The 17,996-nt window shown below is 68.4% G+C and carries 19 protein-coding genes; 8 read left to right on the forward strand and 11 right to left on the reverse strand.

Translation table 11 applies throughout. The features are described 5' to 3' along the window. The first annotated feature begins 16 nt into the window (after positions 1 to 16). On the forward strand, positions 17 to 1,096 hold the full coding sequence (locus AC5P53_RS17300) for an NAD(P) transhydrogenase subunit alpha (protein WP_069118521.1): 1,080 nt from the start codon (positions 17 to 19) through the stop codon (positions 1,094 to 1,096). Between the two features lie 120 nt (positions 1,097 to 1,216). Here AC5P53_RS17300 and AC5P53_RS17305 read toward each other — a convergent pair whose 3' ends face one another. The 3 genes from AC5P53_RS17305 to AC5P53_RS17315 are packed head-to-tail and all read right to left on the reverse strand — an operon-like array spanning position 1,217 to position 2,583. Next, complete coding sequence (locus AC5P53_RS17305) at positions 1,217 to 1,669, reverse strand: DUF3106 domain-containing protein (protein ID WP_014646015.1); 453 nt, start codon at positions 1,667 to 1,669, stop codon at positions 1,217 to 1,219. A gap of 3 nt (positions 1,670 to 1,672) precedes the next feature. Continuing rightward, entirely contained in the window at positions 1,673 to 2,002 is a 330-nt protein-coding gene (locus AC5P53_RS17310; protein WP_032956964.1) for a membrane protein, read from the reverse strand. Next, the gene (locus tag AC5P53_RS17315; RefSeq protein WP_241887122.1) at positions 1,999 to 2,583 is read right to left on the reverse strand and encodes an RNA polymerase sigma factor; all 585 of its coding nucleotides are present in this window, start codon (positions 2,581 to 2,583) and stop codon (positions 1,999 to 2,001) included. Before AC5P53_RS17315 ends, AC5P53_RS17310 begins: the two co-directional genes overlap by 4 nt. 98 nt (positions 2,584 to 2,681) lie before the next feature. Between AC5P53_RS17315 and AC5P53_RS17320 the strand changes: the two genes are divergently transcribed. After that, entirely contained in the window at positions 2,682 to 3,002 is a 321-nt protein-coding gene (locus tag AC5P53_RS17320) for an NAD(P) transhydrogenase subunit alpha part 2 (RefSeq protein WP_111206815.1), read from the forward strand. Further along, the gene (locus AC5P53_RS17325) at positions 2,999 to 4,459 is read left to right on the forward strand and encodes an NAD(P)(+) transhydrogenase (Re/Si-specific) subunit beta (protein ID WP_032956961.1); all 1,461 of its coding nucleotides are present in this window, start codon (positions 2,999 to 3,001) and stop codon (positions 4,457 to 4,459) included. Before AC5P53_RS17320 ends, AC5P53_RS17325 begins: the two co-directional genes overlap by 4 nt. Before the next feature lie 180 nt (positions 4,460 to 4,639). On the opposite strand, the gene AC5P53_RS17330 is transcribed toward AC5P53_RS17325, so the two are convergent. Next, on the reverse strand, positions 4,640 to 5,059 hold the full coding sequence (locus AC5P53_RS17330; RefSeq protein ID WP_046429036.1) for a hypothetical protein: 420 nt from the start codon (positions 5,057 to 5,059) through the stop codon (positions 4,640 to 4,642). Positions 5,060 to 5,181: 122 nt separating this feature from the next. Here AC5P53_RS17330 and sufT point away from each other — a divergent pair, with 122 nt between their 5' ends. From sufT to AC5P53_RS17345, 3 genes are all read left to right on the forward strand, one after another. Then, positions 5,182 to 5,733, forward strand: a complete 552-nt coding sequence (gene sufT / locus AC5P53_RS17335) for a putative Fe-S cluster assembly protein SufT (RefSeq protein ID WP_005415385.1) — start codon at positions 5,182 to 5,184, stop codon at positions 5,731 to 5,733. A gap of 59 nt (positions 5,734 to 5,792) precedes the next feature. Beyond that, positions 5,793 to 6,887, forward strand: coding sequence for a branched-chain amino acid aminotransferase (locus AC5P53_RS17340; RefSeq protein WP_014646022.1), 1,095 nt, complete (start codon positions 5,793 to 5,795; stop codon positions 6,885 to 6,887). Between the two features lie 470 nt (positions 6,888 to 7,357). Then, positions 7,358 to 9,100, forward strand: coding sequence for a S8 family peptidase (locus AC5P53_RS17345; protein ID WP_197606791.1), 1,743 nt, complete (start codon positions 7,358 to 7,360; stop codon positions 9,098 to 9,100). A gap of 88 nt (positions 9,101 to 9,188) precedes the next feature. Here the strand turns inward: AC5P53_RS17345 and AC5P53_RS17350 are convergent, their stop codons facing one another. From AC5P53_RS17350 to wrbA, 3 genes are all read right to left on the reverse strand, one after another. Further along, the gene (locus AC5P53_RS17350) at positions 9,189 to 9,674 is read right to left on the reverse strand and encodes an asparaginase domain-containing protein (RefSeq protein WP_010481766.1); all 486 of its coding nucleotides are present in this window, start codon (positions 9,672 to 9,674) and stop codon (positions 9,189 to 9,191) included. Positions 9,675 to 9,753: 79 nt separating this feature from the next. After that, on the reverse strand, positions 9,754 to 10,089 hold the full coding sequence (locus AC5P53_RS17355) for a DUF2069 domain-containing protein (protein ID WP_014646024.1): 336 nt from the start codon (positions 10,087 to 10,089) through the stop codon (positions 9,754 to 9,756). Beyond that, positions 10,086 to 10,679 carry an NAD(P)H:quinone oxidoreductase gene (wrbA, locus tag AC5P53_RS17360; RefSeq protein WP_069118531.1) on the reverse strand — a complete coding sequence of 198 codons (594 nt, stop codon included), beginning with the start codon at positions 10,677 to 10,679 and terminating at the stop codon, positions 10,086 to 10,088. The genes AC5P53_RS17355 and wrbA overlap by 4 nt, the downstream gene beginning before the upstream one ends. Before the next feature lie 77 nt (positions 10,680 to 10,756). Between wrbA and AC5P53_RS17365 the strand changes: the two genes are divergently transcribed. Beyond that, positions 10,757 to 12,031, forward strand: a complete 1,275-nt coding sequence (locus AC5P53_RS17365) for a YihY family inner membrane protein (protein WP_032956948.1) — start codon at positions 10,757 to 10,759, stop codon at positions 12,029 to 12,031. Continuing rightward, a complete protein-coding gene (locus tag AC5P53_RS17370) occupies positions 12,028 to 12,603 on the forward strand; it encodes a TlpA family protein disulfide reductase (protein WP_241887123.1) in 576 nt (191 codons plus the stop codon). Before AC5P53_RS17365 ends, AC5P53_RS17370 begins: the two co-directional genes overlap by 4 nt. Positions 12,604 to 13,096: 493 nt before the next feature. On the opposite strand, the gene ppk2 is transcribed toward AC5P53_RS17370, so the two are convergent. Genes ppk2 through hemA form a run of 4 tightly spaced genes read right to left on the reverse strand, consistent with a single transcriptional unit; the run spans position 13,097 to position 17,981 of the window. After that, complete coding sequence (gene ppk2 / locus AC5P53_RS17375; protein WP_241887124.1) at positions 13,097 to 13,879, reverse strand: polyphosphate kinase 2; 783 nt, start codon at positions 13,877 to 13,879, stop codon at positions 13,097 to 13,099. A gap of 46 nt (positions 13,880 to 13,925) precedes the next feature. Further along, on the reverse strand, positions 13,926 to 15,632 hold the full coding sequence (locus tag AC5P53_RS17380; RefSeq protein ID WP_241887125.1) for an O-linked N-acetylglucosamine transferase family protein: 1,707 nt from the start codon (positions 15,630 to 15,632) through the stop codon (positions 13,926 to 13,928). Positions 15,633 to 15,637: 5 nt separating this feature from the next. Next, on the reverse strand, positions 15,638 to 16,720 hold the full coding sequence (gene prfA, locus AC5P53_RS17385; RefSeq protein WP_014646030.1) for a peptide chain release factor 1: 1,083 nt from the start codon (positions 16,718 to 16,720) through the stop codon (positions 15,638 to 15,640). Beyond that, positions 16,698 to 17,981, reverse strand: a complete 1,284-nt coding sequence (hemA, locus tag AC5P53_RS17390; RefSeq protein ID WP_014646031.1) for a glutamyl-tRNA reductase — start codon at positions 17,979 to 17,981, stop codon at positions 16,698 to 16,700. The genes prfA and hemA overlap by 23 nt, the downstream gene beginning before the upstream one ends. Between the last annotated feature and the right edge of the window lie 15 nt (positions 17,982 to 17,996).

The following is a 17,996-nucleotide window of genomic DNA, read 5'->3' on the forward strand; positions in this document are numbered from 1 at the left end:
ATCAGCGGGGACCTGCATGGCCGTGGCGTTGCTGGGGATCAAGGAGACCGCGCCGGGTGAACGGCGCGTGGCGTTGACACCGGAAACCGCGCGCAAGCTCGGTGCCCTCGGCATTACGGTCTGGTACGAGGCCGGCGCCGGGCTGGCCGCCGGCTTCACCGATGCCGCCTATGACGACGCCGGCGCACGTGTCTTCGACGCGGGCCGCTGGGCCGAGATCGATATCCTGCTGTGCGTGCAGGCACCTCCTGCGACGGTGCTGGAGCAGCTCAGGCCCGGTGCCAGCGTGGTTGGCCTGCTGGCACCGGCCAACGATCCGGCGCTGGCCGCGCTGGCGGCCGATGATCGCCTGCAGCTGTTCCCGCTGCAGCAGCTGCCGCGAACCACCCGCGCGCAGGCGATGGATGTACTCAGTTCGCAGGCCGGCATGGCCGGCTACAAGGCAGCGCTGATTGCCGCCGAACGCGCGCCGCGCTTCTTCCCGATGCTGACCACCGCCGCTGGCACCGTGCGGCCGGCCAAGGTGCTGGTGATCGGTGCCGGCGTGGCGGGCCTGCAGGCCATCGCCACCGCGCGGCGCCTCGGTGCACAGGTGGAAGGTTTCGATGTGCGCCCGGAAACCCGCGAGCAGATCCAGTCACTGGGTGCGCGCTTCCTCGATCTTGGCGTGAGCGCGACCGGTGAAGGCGGCTACGCGCGTGCGTTGACCGACGAGGAGCGCGCCGAGCAGCAGCGTCGGCTGGCCGACCATCTGCGCAGCGTGGACGTGGTGATCTGCACGGCTGCCGTACCCGGTCGGCCGGCGCCGACCATCGTGACCGCCGCGATGGTGGAGGGCATGGCCACCGGCAGCGTCATTGTCGATCTGGCGGCCGAGAGCGGCGGCAACTGTGCACTGACCCAGCCGGGGCACTGCATCGAACACCAGGGCGTGACCATCGATGGTCCGCTGGGCCTGGCCAGTCGCGGCGCGACCCAGGCCAGTGAGATGTATGCGCGCAACCTGCTCAACTTCGTTGCGCTGTTCGTGCGCGAGGGGCGGCTCGGTTTCGACTGGGACGACGAGCTGCTGGCAAAGACGCGCTGGCAGGCATGAATGACGTGGGGTCAGATCCCTTTGCCTCTGGCAAAGGGATCTGACCCCGATCTCCCGCAATCTGCCAGGGGTCGGATCCCTTTGCGTCAGCAAAGGGCTCTGACCCCGTTCCCCGGGGCCTTACCGCGGCTTCGCCGGCGGCGGGTTGTCGCGCACCCAGTCCCGGCGCTGCTCCGGCGTCATCTGCGACCAGCGCTCGCGCAGCGCGTCGCGCTGTGCCGGCGGCATGTTGCGCATCTGCCCGAACAGGGCGCGTGCCTGTTCACGCTGTTCCGGGCTCATGTGCTCGAAGCGGCGCAGGCCGCGGCGGGCCTTGTCGCGCTCCTCCGGGCTCATCGATTGCCAGCGCTGGCCGTGCGAGAGCATGCGCTGGCGCTGGCCGGCATCAGCGCTGTTCCAACGGTCGCGCAGCGGCGCCAGCAGGGACTCTCGCTGGGATTCGCTCAATTGCTCCCACGCAGGCAATGGCGCGACCGGTGCGGCAGGGGCGGGCGTGGCGTTCTGCGCCAGCGCCGGAACGGCCGGCAGCAGCGCCAGGGTCAACAGCAGTGGCAGGGCAAGCAGTCGGGACATGATTTACTCCATCGCCAGGTCGGTATCGCCCAGCCACAGGTACAGATCGGGATTCTCGTCGTAGAGCGCGCCGTTGTCTTCCACTGAAGCAAGCACGGGGTCCGGCGGCGGACCCGCAAGCGTGCCATGGCCGGTGAACTGCAGGCCAATGCCCAGTGCAACCACCAGTGAGCAGGCGCTGGCCAGCCACCAGCGCCAGCGCCCACGATGGGTGGTGGCCGTGGCGCCGTGGCGAGCTTGGCGCAGCCGGGCCAGCGTTGCCGGCGACAGCGCCTGCAGCGACTGCGCGTGCAGGCGGCGCAGGGTGTCATCGGAAGGCAGGGAGCGGTTCACGGGTGGGTCTCCAGGTAGTCCTGCAGCGCCTGCCGGGCGCGTGCCAGATGGGTTTTTACCGCGCCTTCGCTGCAGCCCATGGCGCGGGCGGTGGTGGCCCCGTCCAGGTCCTGCAGCACGCGCAGGGTGAAGGCCTCGCGCTGGCGGGCGGGCAGGGTGCGCAACGCGTCCACCAGCTGCTGGTACTGCTGGCGCTGCTCATGTGCCTGTGCCGGGTCCGGGCCGGGATCGGCCCAGTCGATCTCGCCGCCTTCCGCGTCCTGGTTGTCGCGCCAGAACGGCAGGCGGAAGCGGCGCCGGCGCTGCAGGTCGATCACCCGGCGGCGCAGGATGCTCCAGAACAGCGGCGCCCATTCGGCGGCCGGCTTGTCGGTGTAATCCAGCATGCGCAGCAGCGCGTCCTGCACCGCATCCATGGCGTCTTCGCGCTGGCGCAGGCCGGCCTCGGCGAAGCGGAACGCACGCGGGCCGACGCTGGCCAGGAATGCCTCCAGCGATGCCGGCAGGGCATCGGTCTCGGCGCTCGGGGGGGCGGGGCTGCTCACCAGCACAGGGTACGGTTCCTCGGTCGGGGTCACCATCGACAACGCGTGAGCGGCGCTCCGGTTGACGCCGGGTGCGCGCCGGGTTCAGCCCATGGTTATGATGGGCCGACGAAGACAGAGCAGGAGCGTTGCCGGTGAGTGACGGGTTCGTAGCGCTGTACATCTTCATGCTGGCGGCCATCGCCGGCCACGTGATCATTTCGCGGGTGCCGGTGATCCTGCATACCCCGCTGATGTCGGGCTCCAACTTCATCCACGGCATCGTGCTGATCGGCGCGATGGTGGTACTGGGGCATGCGCAGACGCCGCTGGAGAAGGTACTGGGCTTCCTGGCCGTGGTGCTCGGCGCCGGCAATGCCGCCGGTGGCTACGTGGTCACCGCGCGCATGCTGGAAATGTTCAAGCCGAGCGCGCCCAGGGGCGGCAAGGACGAACCGAAGGAGCCGCAGGCTTGAACATCAGCACCGTCGAACTGCTCGACTGGCTGGTCAAGGCCAGCTACCTGGTCGCCGCCACGCTGTTCCTGCTCGGCCTGCAGCGCATGGCCTCGCCGCTGACCGCGCGCAGCGGCATCCGCTGGGCCGGGCTGGGCATGCTGCTGGCCACCGCGGCCACCTTCTTCCTGCCCGAACTGCACAACGTGCCGTTGATCCTGGTGGCACTGCTGCTGGGTGCGGGCCTGGCCTGGTGGTCGGCCGGCAAGGTTGCCATCACCGACATGCCGCAGATGGTGGCGCTGTACAACGGCATGGGTGGTGGCTCGGCGGCGGCGATCGGTGCGGTGGAACTGCTGCGCTATGCCTTCCTGGCCCACCGCGATACCAGCCACTGGAGCGCGCAGGCGCTGGCCGACCTGGCCGCGCGCCAGCCGTCCGGCACGATGCTGCTGCTGGCGGTGGTCGGCGCGGCGATCGGCGCGGTGTCGCTGTCCGGCTCGGTGATCGCCTGGGCCAAGCTGGATGGACGGCTGGACAAGCGCGTGACCTGGCCCGGCCAGCAGGTGATGAACCTGCTGGTGGCGCTGGCGGTGGTGGTGCTGGCGATCATCGCGGCCAGTACGCTCAGTGCCTGGGCGATCGTTGCCTTCTTCGTGCTGGCACTGGCGCTGGGCGTGCTGATGACGCTGCCGATCGGCGGTGCCGACATGCCGGTGGTGATCTCGCTGTACAACGCGTTCACCGGCCTGGCAGTGTCGTTCGAAGGTTATGTGCTGGGCAACGAGGCGCTGATCATCGCCGGCATGATGGTCGGCGCGGCCGGCATCCTGCTGACCCGGCTGATGGCCAAGGCGATGAACCGGCCGATCCGCAACGTGCTGTTCTCCAACTTCGGCGGCGGTGCTGGTGGCGAAGCGCAGGCGATCAGCGGCGCGCAGAAGCCGATCGAAGCCCCGGATGTCGCGGCGATGATGGCCTACGCCGAACGCGTGGTGATCGTGCCTGGATACGGCATGGCCGTGGCCCAGGCCCAGCACAAGATCTGGGAACTGGCGCAGCGGCTGGGCCAGCGCGGGGTGAAGGTGAAGTTCGCCATCCACCCGGTCGCCGGGCGCATGCCCGGGCACATGAACGTACTGCTGGCCGAAGCGGGCGTGCCCTACGACCTGATCGCCGACATGGATGACATCAATCCGGAGTTCACCAACACCGACGTGGTACTGGTGATCGGTGCCAACGACGTGGTCAATCCGGTCGCGCGTACTGATCCGGCCAGCCCGATCTACGGCATGCCGGTGCTGGACGTGGTCAACGCGCGCAACGTGGTGGTGATCAAGCGCGGCAAGGGCACCGGCTTCGCCGGTATCGAGAATGCGCTGTTCTACGCTGACAATACCCGCATGCTCTATGGCGACGGCGCCGAAGCGGCCGCCTCGCTGGTGAGCGAGCTGAAGGCGCTCGACGGCGGGCATTGAAGACCGGGGTCGGATCCCTTTCCGCAGGACAGGGCTCTGACCCCTTTGCCGGCCAGCGGCCGGCACTACCGGATCCGCGCGTGGTGGTTGCATCTGGTAGGTGCGGGCCTTGGTCCGCACGCTTTTGCCGGCCAGCGGCCGGCACTACCCCCCATCCGCGCGTGGCGTGGATCTACGCGCTCAGCGCGCCAGCCAGGCGCCGACGACCACGGCCACGGCCAGCCACAGCCATTCCATCGCGCCATTGGCCAGGTTGATCAGGGTCCAGGCCAGGTGCGGGCCCATCCGCGTGGTGGCGTCCCACAGGTCCAGACCGATCGAGCCGCCCATCCAGGCGCTGGCGATGGCCCAGTTGGCCACGGCGGCCACCAGCAGAGTGCCGAGCACGACCAGGGCGATGCGCAACCGGCCCGGGCCCAGTGTGCCCAGACGCAGCATGAACACCAGTTCCAGGGCGGACACTACCGCCATCCAGCCGACCTGTCGGCCGGTCATCAGCGCCAGGACCATCCAGGCGAGGGGAGCAACAAGCAGACCCAGCAACAGCATGAGGGACCAGAGCCAGGTGACGGTCCTGGCACGCGTGGCAATGGAGGACATCGAAGCTCCCTGAAGATCACCCACAGGATACTGTGGTTTGCCGCAGTGCACCGGCGGTGCCGGGGCGGCTGGGCTAGAATGCCGTCTTGCGTGGCCCCGGCCACGGCCCCATATCGGTCCCCATGTATTCCCGTAGCAGCGAACCTGTCCACTTCGAACGCGATTGCGAGGCCGTGATGGTCCCGCAGGGCGATACCGTGACCCTGCCTGCCGGCAGCTATGGGTACATCACCCAGGCGCTGGGCGGCAGCTATTCGGTGTTCGTCGAGGGCAACCTGTTCCGCATCGCCGGCAAGGACGGCGACGCCATCGGCAAGGAGGCGCCGGCACCGCTCGAGCTGCCGGCCGACGCCACCGATGAGCAGGTGGAACAACTGGTGTGGCAGCAGCTGCGCACCTGCTTCGACCCGGAGATTCCGGTCAACATCGTTGAACTGGGCCTGGTCTATGAAGTCGAGATCAAGCATCTGGACGAAGGCAAGCGCGAGATCGACGTGAAGATGACCCTGACCGCACCGGGCTGTGGCATGGGCGAGATCCTGGTCGACGACGTGCGCAGCAAGCTTGAAATGATCCCGACGGTGGCCGAGGCCGACGTCGACCTGGTGTTCGACCCGCCGTGGAACCAGCACATGATGTCCGAGGCGGCGCGGCTCGAGACCGGCATGCTTTGACCCAGGGCCCGCAGTGACGCGGGCCCGGCACTACCCGCAACCAGAACAGGAATCCTCCGGTGTCCCAGTCCATTCCCAGCTTCGCCGTCACCCGTTCGGACCACCCGCGCAGCGCTGAAGAGCGCGCCAAGATCCTGGAGAAGCCGGGCTTCGGCCTGCACTTCACCGATCACATGGTGGAAGTGCGCTGGGACAAGGATGCCGGCTGGCACAACGCCAGCGTGCGTGCCTACGGCCCGCTGCAGCTGGACCCGGCCGCGGCCGTGCTGCACTACGGCCAGGAGATCTTCGAAGGCATCAAGGCCTACCGCCATGCTGACGGCTCGATCTGGACCTTCCGCCCGGATGCCAACGGCCGTCGCCTGCAGCGTTCGGCGCAGCGCCTGGCGCTGCCGGAACTGCCGGTGGAGATCTTCGTCGAATCGCTGAAGCAGCTGATCGCCGTCGACAGCGAGTGGGTGCCGTCGGCCGACGAGTCGAGCCTGTACTTCCGCCCGTTCATGATCGGCGACGAAGCCTTCCTCGGCGTGCGCGGCGCGCACAAGGCCGGCTACTACGTCATCGCCAGCCCGGCCGGCCCGTACTTCGCCAAGGGCGTGGCCCCGGTGTCGATCTGGCTGTCCACCGAATACGCGCGCGCGGCCAAGGGCGGCACCGGCGCCGCCAAGTGCGGTGGCAACTACGCCGCCTCGCTGCTGCCGCAGCAGAAGGCGCAGGCGCAGGGCTGCTCGCAGGTGCTGTTCCTGGACCCGGTCGAAGGCAAGTACCTGGAAGAACTGGGCGGCATGAACGTGTTCCTGGTCTACAAGGACGGCACGCTGGTCACCCCGGAACTGTCCGGCAGCATCCTCGAGGGCATCACCCGCGAGAGCATCCTGCAGCTGGCGCGCGACCGTGGCATGAAGGTCGAAGAGCGCAAGGTCAGCATCGACGAGTGGAAGGACGGCGTGGCCTCCGGTGCGATCAGCGAAGTGTTTGCCTGTGGCACTGCGGCGGTGGTCACCCCGATCGGCCAGCTGAAGGGCGAGGGTTTCTCGGTGGGCGACATCAACGCGCCGGCCGGCGAAGTGACCATGTCGCTGCGCAAGGAACTGACCGACATCCAGTACGGCCGCCTGCCGGACCGGCACAACTGGCTGGTCAAGCTGGGCTGATCGCTCACGCTGAACTGTAGAGCCGAGCCCACGCCCGGCTGCGTTGCTGGAAAGCCCGTCCCTGTGACGGGCTTTCTGCGTTGTGGACAGGTGGGTGGGGTCAGATCCCTTTTCCGTGGGAAAAGGGATCTGACCCCCCACTCCGACCCCGAATCGGCGGATGCCGATGTCGGCAAAGTCATCGCAGGACAGGTGATGACCCAGTCAGGTGTGTGCAGAAGATGAGAAAGTTCCTTCACCTTCACAAACCCTCGACCCGGGAAGTCTCAGAACGAACATTTCATCTTGCTGAAAAGACGCTGAAAATCTTGTGGTGTCCGGTTTTGGTCATTAGCGTCATCTGCACGGCGGATCGATAGGGGGATCCGCTGACTCGCCGGACTTCGAACCTCGCCAACGCAAGCCAGCCCATGGTTCGGGCCGGTGCTTCTGCCGATTCCGGCATTCACACCACTAGAAAGGGAAATACGATGTCCCAGGTAACGCAACCGCGTGTGCGTCGAGTGTGGGTGGTCCTTGGTGCGTCCGTTCTGTCATCGCTGCTGCTGGCCACGCCTGCGCTGGCCGGTGACGTCCAGCTCAGCGGCCTGCAGTCCGCGCCGACGCACCAGCGCTTCATCGTGAAGTACCGCGACGGCAGTGCGCCGGTGGCCAACACCACCGCACTGGCCTCTTCGCTGAAGAGTGCCGCCGCCGGCCTGGCCAGCAGCCAGGGCCGTGCGCTGGGCCTGCAGCAGGTCCGCAAGCTTGCCGTCGGCCCGACCCTGGTCAGGACCGACCGCCCGCTTGACCAGGCTGAATCCGAGCTGCTGATGCGCAAGCTGGCCGCCGACCCGAACGTGGAATACGTCGAAGTCGACCAGATCATGCGTGCGACGCTGACCCCGAATGACACCCGCTTCAGCGAACAGTGGGGCTTTGGTACCTCCAACGCGTCGATCAACGTGCGGCCGGCCTGGGACAAGGCCACCGGCACCGGCGTGGTGGTGGCCGTGATCGATACCGGCATCACCAACCATCCCGATCTCAACGCCAACATCCTGCCCGGCTATGACTTCATCAGCGATGCCGCGATGGCGCGCGATGGCGGTGGCCGCGACAGCAACCCGAACGACGAGGGCGACTGGTATGGCGCCAACGAGTGCGGCTCGGGCATCCCGGCGTCCAACTCCAGCTGGCACGGCACCCACGTCGCCGGCACCGTGGCGGCGGTGACCAACAACAGCACCGGCGTGGCCGGCACGGCGTTCAACGCCAAGGTCGTCCCGGTGCGCGTGCTCGGCAAGTGCGGCGGCTATACCTCCGACATCGCCGATGCGATCGTGTGGGCCTCCGGCGGCACCGTCAGTGGCGTGCCGGCCAATGCCAATCCGGCGGAAGTCATCAACATGTCGCTGGGCGGCGGCGGCACCTGCTCGGCCACCTACCAGAACGCGATCAACGGCGCGGTCAGCCGCGGCACCACCGTGGTGGTCGCCGCCGGCAACAGCAACACCAACGTGTCCTCGTCGGTGCCGGCCAACTGCGCGAACGTGATCGCGGTGGCGGCCACGACCTCGGCCGGTGCGCGTGCCAGCTTCTCCAACTATGGTGCCGGCATCGACATTTCCGGCCCGGGCCAGAGCATCCTGTCCACCCTCAACACCGGCACCACCACGCCGGGCAGCGCCAGCTACGCGTCCTACAACGGCACCTCGATGGCGGCGCCGCATGTGGCCGGTGTGGTGGCCCTGATGCAGTCGGTGGCGCCGAGCCCGCTGAGCCCGGCACAGGTCGAGAGCATCATCAAGAGCACCGCACGCCCGCTGCCGGGCGCCTGCTCGGGGGGCTGCGGCGCCGGCATCGTCGACGCCAACGCGGCGGTCACCGCAGCGATCAACGGCGGTGGCAACCCGAACCCGGGTGGCAACGTGCTGCAGAACAATGTGCCGGTGACCGGCCTGGGCGCCGCGACCGGTGCCGAGCTGAACTACACCGTCGCCGTCCCGGCCGGCAGCACCCAGCTGCGCGTGGCAATCAGTGGCGGCAGCGGTGATGCCGACCTGTACGTGCGCCAGGGCAGTGCCCCGACCGATACCACCTACACCTGCCGTCCGTACCTGAGCGGCAACAGCGAGACCTGCACCATCAACAGCCCTGCCGCCGGCACCTGGTATGTGCGGGTGAAGGCGTACAGCACCTTCTCGGGCCTGACCCTCAGCGCCCAGTACTGAGCCCAAGTCCCTCTCCAAGGGCACGCCCTGGCTTCGGCCGGGGCGTTTTTGTCCGGGTGGGTGCCGACCTCGGCCGGCACGCTGTTCCTCAGACCGACTCGAAACGGTTCGCCGCCACGTTCTTGCGCACATGCTGCGGGTCGAAGATCCGCCCGTTCATCGCGATGTACACGCCGCTCGGCAGCGACTGCACCGCACCGATCGCACAACCGATGTTGAACTCCGCATCCGAGCCGCGGAAGCGTGCCGGGCTCAGCGCACCGGTCATCACGATGGTCTTGTCCGGGATCGTCGCCAGCACCTTGCCGGTCTGCACCATCGAATCGGTGCCGTGGGTCACCAGCACGTGCCGGGTGGGCTGCGCGGCGATGGTGGCGCGGATCAGCTCGCGGTCTTCGTCGTTGATGTGCAGCGAATCCTTGCGCAGGATCGGAATCACGTTGAAGCGGAACGTCACGCCCAGCTCGCGCAGGATCATGCCGATCTGCGGATCGCCGATCTGGTAGTCCGACTTGTCGTCGAAGTAGATCTTGTCGATCGTGCCACCGGTGGTGACGACCAGGAGCTCTTCCATCATGTGCATGCGCGAAACCAGGACAGGGACTGCGGCGCGGGGCCAGGAAGGCAGATGATAAGGCCCTGGGCGCGCAGCGTCAGCGCCGCTTGCCGAAGCGGGCGCGCAGGCCGGGCAGGCTGGCGCTGAAGATCACCAGCAGCGCCAGCGCGATCTCGATCAGCGCCAGCCAGCGCGTCTCCGGGTGGCTCCAGGCGCTCATCACGCCGTGGCTGAACCAGCCCAGCGCCAGCACCGAGGCCCAGAAGCCGGCCTTGCGCCAGCCCAGGCGCACGGCGATGGCCAGCGCCAGCGGTGGCGCGGTGAACACCAGCTGGGTGGCCAGCCAGTGCCTGTCATTGATGAACCAGCCTGCGAACAGCGCGGCCAGCCCCATCAGGGCCAACAGCAGGACCGTGCGCGGCGCGCGGTTCATCGGGCCAACCGCTGCGCGATGTCGGCCACCCGGCGCCCCAGCGCGCGCGCCAGAACCGCTTCGTCGTCGGTCGGCTGCGGATCGTCGGCGGCACCGGCCACGTGGCTGGCGCCATAGGGCGTGCCGCCACTGATGGTGTGGCTCAGCGCCGGTTCGGTGAACGGGATGCCGACGATCACGCAGCCGTGGTGCAGCAGTGGCACCTGCATCGACAGCAGGGTCGATTCCTGGCCGCCGTGCATCGAGGCGGTGGACGTGAACACGCCGGCCGGCTTGCCGGACAGGGTGCCATTGACCCATTCGGCGCCCAGCCCATCCAGGAAGTGCTTGACCGGCGCGGCCATGTTGCCGAAGCGGGTGGGGCTGCCGAGCAGCAGGCCCTGGCAGTCGACCAGGTCCTGCACGCTCACGTAGGGGGCGCCATCGTCGGGTACCGGTGGCTGCGCGGTCTGGGTCACGGCGGCCACCGGCGGCACCGTGCGCAGGCGCGCGGTCATGCCCGGCACTTCGCCGATGCCCCGCGCGATCTGGCGCGCCAGCCGTGCCACCGAACCGCCCCGGCTGTAGTACAGCACCAGAATCTCGCCCATCGTGCCCGCTTCTCCTCGTCGTGTGGCTACCAGTATGGCTATCCTGCCAGCATTCCGCATCGGGTACCCTTCCACCGATGGAACCTTTGGATACGCTCAACCTGTGGATGGAGCGCGCGCGGGATCGCGCACGGGCCATCAGTTTCGGCCGCTTCCTGTGGCATCGCTTCCTCGACGACCGCCTGTTCCAGGCAGCGGCGGCGCTGGCCTACACCACGGTGTTCGCGCTGGTACCGCTGGCGATCGTGGTATTCGGTGTGCTGTCGGCCTTCCCCGTCTTCGACCGCTGGAGCGATCAGCTCAGCGACTACGTATTCTCCAACTTCGTGCCCTCCGCGGCGCGTGCGGCCGAGGGCTACCTGCGGCAGTTCTCGGCCAGTGCCGGCCAGCTGACGGCGGCCGGCTTCATCGCACTGGTGGCCTCACTGCTGATCACGCTCAACAGTGTGGAAGAGACCTTCAACCAGATCTGGCGGGTTGGCTCGACCCGGCCCAAGCTGACCCGCTTCCTGGTCTACTGGACCGTGCTGACCTTGGGCGCGATGCTCGCCGCCGCATCGCTTGCGGTATCGGCGCGGGTGTTCGCGATGCCGTTGTTCGGTACCCAGGAGGGCCGTTGGTTGGCCGAGCTGGCGCTGCGGCTGGCGCCGATCCTGATCGAGTTCGTCTGCATCACGCTGATGTTCCGGGTGGTGCCGCACCACACGGTGAAATGGCGGCATGCCGTGCCCGGCGCGATCCTGGCGGCGGTCATCCTGGAACTGGTGAAGTGGGGCATCGGTGCCTATCTGGGCAGCTTCCAGTCCTACCAGAAACTGTATGGCACGGTGGCGTTCGTGCCGATCCTGCTGCTGTGGATCTACCTGTGCTGGGTGGCGGTGCTGCTGGGGGCGTCGCTGGCGTCTTCGATGGCCGCCTTCCGCTACCAGCCGGTGGAACTGCGCCTGCCGCAGGGGTATGAGTTCTATGGACTGCTGCGGCTGCTTGGCCGCTTCCAGCATGCACGGGCCAAGGGCAAGGGCCTGGCCGATGACGAGATCCTGCGGCTGGAGCCGATGCTGACCGATTCACTGCTGCAGGACCTGATCTGCAACCTGCAGGAGATCGACCTGCTGCGCCGCGACGAGCGGGGCGAGTGGCTGCTGTCGCGTGACCTGGACCAGGTCAGCCTGGCCGATCTGTACGAATGCACCCAGCTGCGCATCCCGGTGGCCGAGCAGCACCTGCCGTACCGTGATGACAGCCTGGGCCGTGCCGCACTGGCGGCGCTGGACGATCTGCGGCTGCCCCTGCGCGAACGCCTGAAGCGCAAGGTCAGTGATATCTATACCGACTCTGGAGACATGCCATGACCCGCAAGACGCCGTTGCCGCTGCTGCTCCCGTTGACCCTGCTGCTGGCCCTGGCGGCCTGCAAGCCGGCCCAGGAGCCGACACCGGCCAGCAGCCAGCCGCCGGCACAGGCGCCGACGCCGACCACTCCGGCACCGGTCGATGAAACCCCGGCCGAGCGCACCACTGCCGAGTTCCCGACCTTGAAGATGAAGGCGGTGGATGGCAGCGACTACGATCTGGCCGCGCATCGTGGCAAGTGGGTGGTGGTGAACTTCTGGGCGACCTGGTGCGCCCCGTGCCGCAAGGAGATGCCCGAGCTGTCGGCGCTGCATGCGATGCGCAGCAACATCGAGGTGGTCGGCCTGGCCTACGAGGACATCGAAGTGCCGGAAATGCAGTCGTTCCTGACCAAGCATCCGGTGACCTATCCGATCGTGATCGTGGACCCGTTCGATCCGCCGGCCGACTTCGCCACGCCGCGAGGCCTGCCGTTGACGCATCTGCTAAATCCGCAGGGCAAGCTGGCCCACACCTTCCTTGGCCCGGTGACCGCCGCCGACATCGAAAAGCAGATCGCTGCTGGCAAATAGTGGGGTGGTCGGCAGGGCCTGCGGCCCTGCACCTCGGTACGCGCCATCGCATGCGCGCTGCCGCTCCCACGCTTCGCTGCGCGAACCGCGGGCCCCACTTACCAACACCCAAACCCCCGCCGCTTCGCGGCCGCCCCCTGACTCAGGGGGCTCTGCCCCAGACACGATCCGACGCCCGCCAGGCCAATGGGATTGCCGATGGGGTCAGATCCGCTTTCCGCAGGAAAACGGATCTGACCCCGGTTCCATTTCGATATCTGACAGATGTGTCGACCAAGGTCGACACCTACCAACAGCCGCAGGGATCTGTCAGAGGCGGGGCGGTTGGGTAGGTAGGACACGCCGTAGACCCGTCCATGGGGGCTCGATGTCGCCATCCATGGCGCCAACGGTCGTGCCCACCCACCGCGCCGCCATCCCGCGGATGCCAGCTGTTGCTGTTGCCGTTGCCGTTGCGTTGAGCAGGTGCAGGGTGCAACCCTGCCGAACAACCCTAATCCTCGGCCGGGAAATCCTCGATGGGCTTCAGCACATCGTAGTGCTCGCGATGCAGCTTGCCCTTCAGCTTCGGCAGCTCCGGCAACGGCGCATCCACCCGTGTGTCCGGCAACCGGTCCAGCAGGTTGCGCACCAGGGTCAGTCGCCCCAGCCGCTGGTCGTTGAAATCCACCAGCGTCCACGGCGCCGCCTCGCGATGCGTCGCGCGCAGCATCGCCTCGCGGGCTTCGGTATAGGCGCTGTACTTGCTGCGCGATTTCAGGTCGACCGGGGACAGCTTCCAGCCCTTCAGCGGATCGAGGTGGCGTTCGGCGAAGCGCTTCTCCTGCTGCTCCTGGTCCACGCACAGCCAGTACTTGAACAGCAGGATGCCGTCATCCACCAGCAGCTGCTCGAACACCGGTGCCTGGCGCAGGAACTGCTGGTACTCGGTTTCGCTGCAATAGCCCATCACCCGCTCGACGCCTGCGCGGTTGTACCAGCTGCGGTCCATCAGCACGATCTCGCCGGCGGCGGGAAGATGCGAGGCATAGCGCTGGAAATACCACTGCGTGGCTTCGCGGTCGGTAGGCTTGGGCAGTGCTACCACCCGGCATTGGCGTGGATTGAGATGCTGGCTGATGGCCTGGATCGCGCCGCCCTTGCCTGCCGTATCCCGTCCCTCGAACAGCACCAGCAGGCGTTGCCCGCTGAGCTGCACCCAGCGCGCCATCGCGGTCAGTTCCAGCTGCAGCGGCAGCAGCAGTTCGTCGTAGTCCTTGCGCTTGAGCTTGGCCATCGTCACACCACGCGGGGAGGAAGCCCGAGCGTAACGCAGGGGTCGCTCAGGTGCTGTCGAGGCCCTGCCAGCCGTGTTCACCGGCAAGCCGCTGCAGCAGGGCCGACAGGTCGCGGGCAAACCCGGCCATGTCGAACAGGCCACTGCGTTCGCGCGCCTGCGCCAGCTCGGCGCGAAGCGAGGCCAGTGCTGCGGGGTCATTGCCCAGTGCGCTGGCGGTGGCGATGAACGCCGCATCATCGGCGACATTCATCCGGGCCAGCCCCAGATGGTGGTTGAGGCTGCCGGCCACGCGCGCGGCGAAGGTGTCGCCCGGGCAGGTCAGCACCGGACAGCCGGCCCACAGTGCATCGGAGGCGGTGGTATGCGCGTTGTACGGATGCGTGTCGAGGAACAGGTCGGCCAGTGGGTAGCGGGCCAGGTACTGCGGATGCGGCAGCTTGGCCATGAACACCAGCCGCGCCGGGTCCAGGCCGGCAGCCTGCGCGGCGGTGCGCAGGCGGGCGTCGGCCTGGCCGGGGCCGGACAGCAGCCACAGCACGCTGCCGGGCACGGCCTGCAACACTGCGAAGGCGCGGCCCATGCTGCGCGGGTTGAGCTTGTAGCTGTTGTTGAAGCAGCAGAACACCACGCCGTGCTCGGGCAGCCCGCACTCGGCGCGGGACGGCGACGGCTCCAGCGTGCGGGTGTTGTCCGAGGGCTGGAAGGCCCGCGGAAGGCGCAGGACGCGTTCGCTGAAGTGCGGTTCCAGCGCTGCCGGCAGTACGAATTCGTCGGCGACCACGGCGTCCAGCCATCGCGCGCCCGAGGTGCCGGGGTAGGCCAGCCAGTTCAGCTGCAGCGGGGCCGGGCGCATCGCCAGCACTTCGGGCGTGCCGCCGCCGCCCCAGCCGCGCAGGTCGAACAGCAGGTCGATGCCCTGTGCGCGGATGCGGGCCGCGATGTCGGCATGCCGCAGTGCGGCCACCTCATGCAGCCGGGTCGCGGACTGCAGGCGTTCGCGGATGCCGCTGCCATCGGCGCGGTTCAGCGCGAACAGGTGCAGCTGCAACGCCGGGTCATGACGCAGGTGTTCGAGCAGGGCCACGGTCAGCAGCCCGGTGGGATGGGCGCCGAAGCCATTGGAAAGGAAGCCGACGCGCAACGGGCCGCGCGCGCGTACCGTCACTGCCGGCAAGGGCCGGACCGAGGCGGCGATCAGTGCGGCGCGCGCACGTGCACAGGCCAACTGCTCGCCCGCGCTGGCGTCTTCGCTGAGGAAGGCGAAGGGTTCCACCGCACCGTGGCCGGCGGCGAGCGCGGCGCGTACCTGCGCAGCCAGCGTGTCCACGTCCTGCCAGTCGCACAGGCGGCGCTGCCATGCCAGGCGCTGCGCGGCGATGTAAGGTTCATCCGGCATCAGCGCATGCGCGCGGCGATAGGCCGCTGCTGCGCCTTCGGCATCGTCGGCGTCTTCCAGCGCATGGCCCAGCCACAGCGCGATGCCCGGGTGCTGCGGGGCCAATGCCGAGGCCTGGCCAAGCAGCTTCGCCGCGTCGGCGTGCGCGCCGGCCATCCAGGCCACGCGGCCCAGGCGCGCCAGGGCCTCGGGGTGGTTCGGGCGCAGCTGCAGCGCGCGTCGTGCCGCCTGCTCGCCGGCGGCGATGTCGCCGGCTTCCAGTTCCAGGTCGGCCAGCATCACCCAGGCGACGAAATCGCCGGGCTGGCGTGCGATCGCCTGCTGCAGGTGCTGTCGCTGCTGCCAGGCCGACATCGTGCTCAGCCCGCCGACAGCTGGGCCAGGGCATCGACCTGGTGTTCGTGGCTGAGCCGCTGCAGCAGCGGGTCGAGGTCGCCGGCCAGGATGTTGGGCAGGTCGTACAGGGTCAGGCCTTCCACGCGGTGGTCGGTGATCCGGCCCTGCGGGAAGTTGTAGGTGCGGATGCGCTGGCTGCGGTCGCCGCTGCCGACCTGCAGGCGCCGCGATTCGGCCTGCGCGGCGTCCTGGCGCTGGCGCTCGGCATCGAGCAGCTGCGCCTTCAGGCGCTTCATCGCCTTGTCGCGGTTGGCGTGCTGGCTGCGCTCGGTCTGGCACTCCACCACTACGCCGGTCGGCACGTGGGTGATGCGGATGGCCGATTCGGTCTTGTTGACGTGCTGGCCGCCGGCACCGGACGAGCGGAACGTATCCACCTTCAGGTCGGCCGGGTTGATGACGATGTCATCGACCTCGTCGGCCTCGGGAATGATCGCCACGGTGGCCGCCGAGGTGTGGATGCGGCCCTGCGATTCGGTGGCCGGCACGCGCTGCACGCGATGCGTGCCCGATTCGAACTTCAGGCGCGAGAACGCACCACGGCCGACCACGCGCGCCACCACTTCCTTGTAGCCGCCATGCTCACCGGGGTTGTCCGATTCGATCTCGACCTTCCAGCCCTGGCGCTCGGCATAGCGGGCGTACATGCGGAACAGATCGCCGGCGAAGATCGCGGCTTCATCGCCGCCGGTGCCGGCGCGTACTTCCAGGAACAGGTTGCCTTCGTCGCGCGGATCGCGTGGTACCAGCAGCAGGGCCAGTTCTTGTTCCAGTTCCTGCAGGCGCGCCTGCGCCGCAGCGATTTCCTCGTCTGCCAGTTCACGCAGGTCGGGGTCGGCGCGCATGCCTTCGGCGGCGGCCAGGTCGGCCTTGGCACGGGCTTCCTCGGCGAGCGCGGCAGCGACCGGTTCAAGTTGGGCGAATTCGCGCGAAAGGTCGCGGAAACGGGTGTTGTCGGCGACCACATCGGGTTCGGCGAGCAGGCGTTCCAGTTCTTCGCGGCGCTCGGCCAGCGCTTCCAGCTTACGGCGCAGGGTCGGCGTCATCGGGTCTCACGGGTGGGTGGCGGTAACCCGGCGTGGCCGGGAACAGGCGCTCGGCGGCGCGGGTCAGGTCGGCATCGCCACTCAGCGCGGCCGCGCGCAGAGCGGCGGTCGGCGGATGCAGCAGGCGGTTGGTCAGGCCATGGGCCAGCAGTTCCAGCACTTCGTCGGCGGGCTTGCCGTTGGCCAGCTGCTGCCGTGCGCGCTCCAGCAGTTCGGCGCGGGTCGCTTCGCCGAACGCACGCAGCTGCCGCAGCGGTGCCTGGTGGGCGCTGGCCTGCTGGGTCTCGATGAAACGCGACACCTGCAGGTCGATGATCGCCTCGGCCTCGGCGGCGGCCTCGCGGCGGCCACGACGGTTGTCTTCCACCGCGCGTTCCAGGTCATCGACGGTGTAGAGGAAGGCGTCGTTGAGCGTGCCGACCTCGGCTTCGATGTCGCGCGGCACGGCCAGGTCGAACAGCAGCATCGGCTTGTGCCGGCGCGCGCGCAGTGCCTTGGCCACCATCTCGCGATGGATCACCGGTTCGCGCGCGGCGGTGGCCGAGAACACGATGTCGGCCTCGCCGAGGTGGCGGTCCAGTTCGGTCAGCGGCAGGGCCACGCCGCCATGGCGGCTGGCCAGTTCCTGCGCGTGAGCAAGGGTGCGGTTGGCGATCAGCAGCCGCCGCACCTTGCCCTCACTCAGGTGGCGTGCAGCCAGCTCGATGGTCTCGCCGGCACCGACCAGCAGCACGGTGGAGTCATCCAGGCGCGCGAAGGCGTTCTGCGCCAGGCGCACCGCCGCCGAGGCCACCGACACCGGGTTGGCGCCGACCTGGGTATCGGTGCGCGCACGCTTGGCTACCGAGAAGGTCTGCTGGAACAGGCGGTCCAGGCGCTGGCCGAGCAGGCCGTGGTCACGCGCGGTCGACCAGGCATCCTTTACCTGGCCGAGGATCTGCGGTTCGCCCAGCACCATCGAGTCCAGCCCGGTGGCGACCCGGAACAGGTGGCGCACGGCCTCGGCATCGGCATGCTGGTACAGGTAGCCCTGCAGGTCGCCTGCCTGGCTGTGCAGCCACTGGTCCAGCGCCTGTGCCGACTCGGCCACGGCATACAGTTCGGTGCGGTTGCAGGTGGACAGCAGCACTGCCTCGGCGATCTGCGGGGTATCGCGCAGCGAGCCCAGCGCACGCGGCAACGCCTCACCGGCGAAGGCCGCGCGCTCGCGCAGCTCCACCGGTGCGGTCTGGTGATTCAGTCCGAGCACCCACAGGGTCATTGTTCAGTTGCTTGC

Source organism: Stenotrophomonas sp. YJH_SMC_82 (assembly GCF_059368875.1).

What these genes read in the sequence shown, in the direction of transcription:
- AC5P53_RS17300 (WP_069118521.1), top strand. Translation starts at nt 17, where the DNA reads ATGGCCGTGGCGTTGCTGGGGATCAAGGAGACCGCGCCGGGTGAACGG.
- AC5P53_RS17305 (WP_014646015.1), bottom strand. Translation starts at nt 1,669, where the DNA reads ATGTCCCGACTGCTTGCCCTGCCACTGCTGTTGACCCTGGCGCTGCTG.
- AC5P53_RS17315 (WP_241887122.1), bottom strand. Translation starts at nt 2,583, where the DNA reads ATGGTGACCCCGACCGAGGAACCGTACCCTGTGCTGGTGAGCAGCCCC.
- AC5P53_RS17330 (WP_046429036.1), bottom strand. Translation starts at nt 5,059, where the DNA reads ATGTCCTCCATTGCCACGCGTGCCAGGACCGTCACCTGGCTCTGGTCC.
- sufT (WP_005415385.1), top strand. Translation starts at nt 5,182, where the DNA reads ATGTATTCCCGTAGCAGCGAACCTGTCCACTTCGAACGCGATTGCGAG.
- AC5P53_RS17345 (WP_197606791.1), top strand. Translation starts at nt 7,358, where the DNA reads ATGTCCCAGGTAACGCAACCGCGTGTGCGTCGAGTGTGGGTGGTCCTT.
- AC5P53_RS17350 (WP_010481766.1), bottom strand. Translation starts at nt 9,674, where the DNA reads ATGGAAGAGCTCCTGGTCGTCACCACCGGTGGCACGATCGACAAGATC.
- AC5P53_RS17355 (WP_014646024.1), bottom strand. Translation starts at nt 10,089, where the DNA reads ATGAACCGCGCGCCGCGCACGGTCCTGCTGTTGGCCCTGATGGGGCTG.
- wrbA (WP_069118531.1), bottom strand. Translation starts at nt 10,679, where the DNA reads ATGGGCGAGATTCTGGTGCTGTACTACAGCCGGGGCGGTTCGGTGGCA.
- AC5P53_RS17365 (WP_032956948.1), top strand. Translation starts at nt 10,757, where the DNA reads ATGGAACCTTTGGATACGCTCAACCTGTGGATGGAGCGCGCGCGGGAT.
- AC5P53_RS17370 (WP_241887123.1), top strand. Translation starts at nt 12,028, where the DNA reads ATGACCCGCAAGACGCCGTTGCCGCTGCTGCTCCCGTTGACCCTGCTG.
- ppk2 (WP_241887124.1), bottom strand. Translation starts at nt 13,879, where the DNA reads ATGGCCAAGCTCAAGCGCAAGGACTACGACGAACTGCTGCTGCCGCTG.
- AC5P53_RS17380 (WP_241887125.1), bottom strand. Translation starts at nt 15,632, where the DNA reads ATGTCGGCCTGGCAGCAGCGACAGCACCTGCAGCAGGCGATCGCACGC.
- prfA (WP_014646030.1), bottom strand. Translation starts at nt 16,720, where the DNA reads ATGACGCCGACCCTGCGCCGTAAGCTGGAAGCGCTGGCCGAGCGCCGC.
- hemA (WP_014646031.1), bottom strand. Translation starts at nt 17,981, where the DNA reads ATGACCCTGTGGGTGCTCGGACTGAATCACCAGACCGCACCGGTGGAG.